Genomic DNA, 3,630 nt, shown 5'->3' with positions numbered 1-3,630 from the left:
CCTACACACAGAGCGGTGAAACATAAAACCAGATTATTTTTATTACCTAAACGACCCATTACTACGCCCATAATCCTTTGAACCAATCCCAAATTCCCAGAGAAAAACCGGAAAACAGGTTTATCCCTAATGCAGACTTAATTAAATAAATCAGTAATAAACCACCTAGTGAGCAAAGGATTAAAAAAAGACTAAACACCAGCGTGCTGGTGAGTAATGAAAGCTGCTTTTCTTTACGGCTTAATCCTCTATAGTTTTTGCCCAAAAGCAACACATAATAAAAACGCCACCGGTAAAATGGTATTTTGAATGTGCCGCGCACGTCAACAGCATGTTTGCCCCAAGTTCTGGCACCTATTGCCGTTAACAAATGACTTAGCTGTTCTTCATTAAACGATTCGGCCACTGCACTGGGCATGCGTGCCAACAGTTCTCGAATAGCGGGATCATCGTGTACGGTAGGATTATGTGAAGTCAAAACAACAATGCCCTAAAACCAAGCAACAATATGCTGAAAGTGATATTGATTAATCGCGCCCCACTCAAAACAAGATACTGACTCACTGCACTGTTCTTTGTAGTTTTGGCGCATTATGCATTGACCGATTACAGGTCTGGGCTTTAATTCAAAACACACTAGGGTTTAAATTTTCAAGAGCAGGCGATAACCGTGCCATAGTCCAACTAATTATTGTGACACTAAGATGACACAGGTTTTAAAGCAGCTTGAGGATTAATATGATGCCATTGATGACGTTTGAAGTTAAAAATTTAGGTGCGCGATTGTAGAATATATTTGATCGTATTCTGGTGATATTATTCCCAATTTGGATACATTGACCTTTAGGCGTAATAAATTTTTATGCCCTATAATCTTACTGTTCAAAACACCTTTGTTGAGCAAGCGATTTTTTTTAATGTGACTAACTTGAAGACTATGTTTAATTTACACCAATCTGATTTATTGTGGCACTTGGATACCAGCTCTCATGTTGACCTTTAATCGATGTATCAGGAGAATTGTTTAAAACGCCTCGTTATATTTAACAACGTGGCGTTGATACTATGCTTCTAAAACAGTCCATCTCACTTTCAGTTATTCAATACTCTGCGCCCGTTGAGTGCTCAAAATTTTATGTATTACATTAATCAGTGCATGATCCGCGGGTAAGAAGTCAAATTACTTGTCAATGCCATGGGCAATGAGCGCAAAGGCATATTCCTCGGCAGAGTCTTTTAAGCGTCCGTATCTGCCAGTATTAGAAAAGTGCCCTGCTCCCATGTTAATTCGCATCACCAATAAGTTTTTATCTGTTTTAGTTGCACGTACTTTAGCTGTCCACTTTGCTGGCTCCCAGTAAGTAACTCGGGGATCGTTGAGGCCTCCTGTTACTAACATGGGTGGATACTCTTCAGCTTGGATATTGTCATAGGGCGAATAACCTTGAATGTATTCGAATGTTTCTTTACTCGTCAAAGGATTTCCCCATTCGCTCCACTCGGGCGGAGTTAATGGCAACGTGGCATCGAGCATAGTATTCAGTACATCAACAAAAGGTACCGCTAAAGTGGCAGAGCGCCATAACTCCGGTGCTTGATTAACGACCACTCCCATGACTTCACCACCAGCACTTCCGCCTTCGATGGATATGTTTCCTTTGGCGACATAACCATCTTCAATTAAATGTTCAGCCACATCGATAAAGTCATTAAAAGTATTCGTTCTTTTATCTAATTTACCATCTAAATACCACTGATAACCCATTTCATCGCCACCACGTACATGTGCATAAGCAAAAGCGAACCCCCGGTTGAGTAAACTTAATCGAGTGGTAGAAAAATCTGGAGCAAGACCAAAAGAATAAGACCCATAGGCATAAAGATATAAAGGCTGAGTGCCGTCTTTTTTGTAACCTTTTTTATACACTAAGGTGACGGGTACTTTTTTACCGTCGCGAGCATCAGCCATAATACGTTCTGTTTGGTAATTTCGTTTGTCATAACCCGATGGAACAGCTCTCACTTTACGGATATTTAGGGTACGTGAAATTAAGTCGAAATCATAAACACTGCCGGGCGTGATCATCGACTCGTATCTGATCCTTAGGTGTTTCTGAGTAAATTCAGGATTAGTGCCCAGACCCACACTGGCGACTTTTTCGGGTAGTGATATCTGATAACTAGGTTGTTGATTTGGCAATATGCTTATGGACTCTATACCTTGAATGCTCTGCTCAACCGCTAGATAATCTTTAAATACTTGAATGCCCTTAACATACCGAGTGTCACAGCCAGGGATAACATCTTGCCAATCCTCATAAATAGCGTGACTATCCGCTACTTTTGCCACTCGAAAATTGGTGTGTGTATCATTTGCTAGTAAATAAAAATATTCGTTGCCATGATCAGCTTGAAGCAAAAAATTTTGCTCTCGTTTGTTTAAGCTTTGTGGCGCTTGGCTTAAGTCTGCCATGCTTACAACCGAGACCTCGTTTGTAATTGAATTACCTGTTTGAATGACTAAATAATCTGTACTGCTGGTAAGATAAAAGTCCAGATAAAAAGACTCATCCGTTTCGCTGAGTAACACTTTATCTAGGTTTTGTTTTGTCCCCAACTTATGGACGTTAACACTCAATGTGCGCCATTTATCCTTTGCTAGTAAAGAATATATAAGACTCTGACTGTCTTGGCTAAATAGTACAGAGCCTGCAGCATCAGTAAGTTGATCTTCAATATATTCATTTAAAATCAAATTTTTGATTTTAACAATATTCCGTTCACTACCATCGGTATCTACCGAATAAGCAAGGTACTTATTATCTGGGCTGATATCCCAGTCACCTAAAGAGAAGTATTCATGTCCTTGTGCTAACAGGTTTTCATCAATAAATATTTGTTCAACAATACCGTCTAGCTTGCGCCTAACCCAAGTTTTATACTCTTTACCAGGCTGATAATACCAGCGGTATTCGTACCCCTCTTTTTGCCAAGGAACGGAGGTATCAGCCTCATCAACTCGCCCTTTAAATTCCTCAAATAATTTATCAACCAATGGTTTGTGGGGGGCTAAAAAGTTTGCGTAATAATCATTCTCAGTTTTTAGATAATCCAGTACTGGTTTATCGTTTACTTCCGGATACCCCTGATCTCTTATCCAATTGTAGTCATCGGTTAAAGTTACCCCATGGTATTCTGCTTGGAAGGCTATGGCTTTTGCCTGCGGTACGCTACCCTCTAACTGTGGCAAACGTGCAAACAACTCAGACTTTTTTTCAATACTGCAACCTGATAACAAAGACGACATTATTATTCCTAAAAATAAATTAAAATATGACTGCAATTAATTGTGACTGATAGAGAAATTTAGTGATGATCAAGCCATCTATATTCATTTTTTGCAAGATGAAATAATTGCTCTATGTATTAGTAACTCAATAATTCTTAAATAATCAGCGGGAAACACCTGTGAACATAGGTATCCTAGGCACCGTTATGCAGATTAGGTAATTATCTAGCTAGGTTTTTTGACCTTCTAATGATTTTTCGCAGCGAAGCAGTATTTTTGCTTTGCTCATACTACACTGATAAATGGTCAAAAAGTGGTTGGTGATTTTATCTTTATCGTAC

At 39.2% G+C, this 3,630-nt stretch carries 2 protein-coding genes; both read right to left on the bottom strand.

Going from position 1 to position 3,630, the window contains the following annotated elements; translation table 11 throughout:
• Positions 1-61: 61 nt before the first annotated feature.
• Positions 62-478 carry a hypothetical protein gene (locus QZ562_RS20435; RefSeq protein WP_363315391.1) on the bottom strand — a complete coding sequence of 139 codons (417 nt, stop codon included), beginning with the start codon at positions 476-478 and terminating at the stop codon, positions 62-64.
• A gap of 702 nt (positions 479-1,180) precedes the next feature.
• The gene (locus QZ562_RS20430) at positions 1,181-3,307 is read right to left on the bottom strand and encodes a S9 family peptidase (RefSeq protein WP_293764441.1); all 2,127 of its coding nucleotides are present in this window, start codon (positions 3,305-3,307) and stop codon (positions 1,181-1,183) included.
• Positions 3,308-3,630 lie beyond the last annotated feature (323 nt).

Source organism: uncultured Paraglaciecola sp., from assembly GCF_913058035.1.
GTDB lineage: Bacteria > Pseudomonadota > Gammaproteobacteria > Enterobacterales > Alteromonadaceae > Paraglaciecola.
The sequence above is the reverse complement of the archived record's forward strand: the minus strand, read 5'-3'. Positions and strand labels throughout refer to the sequence as shown.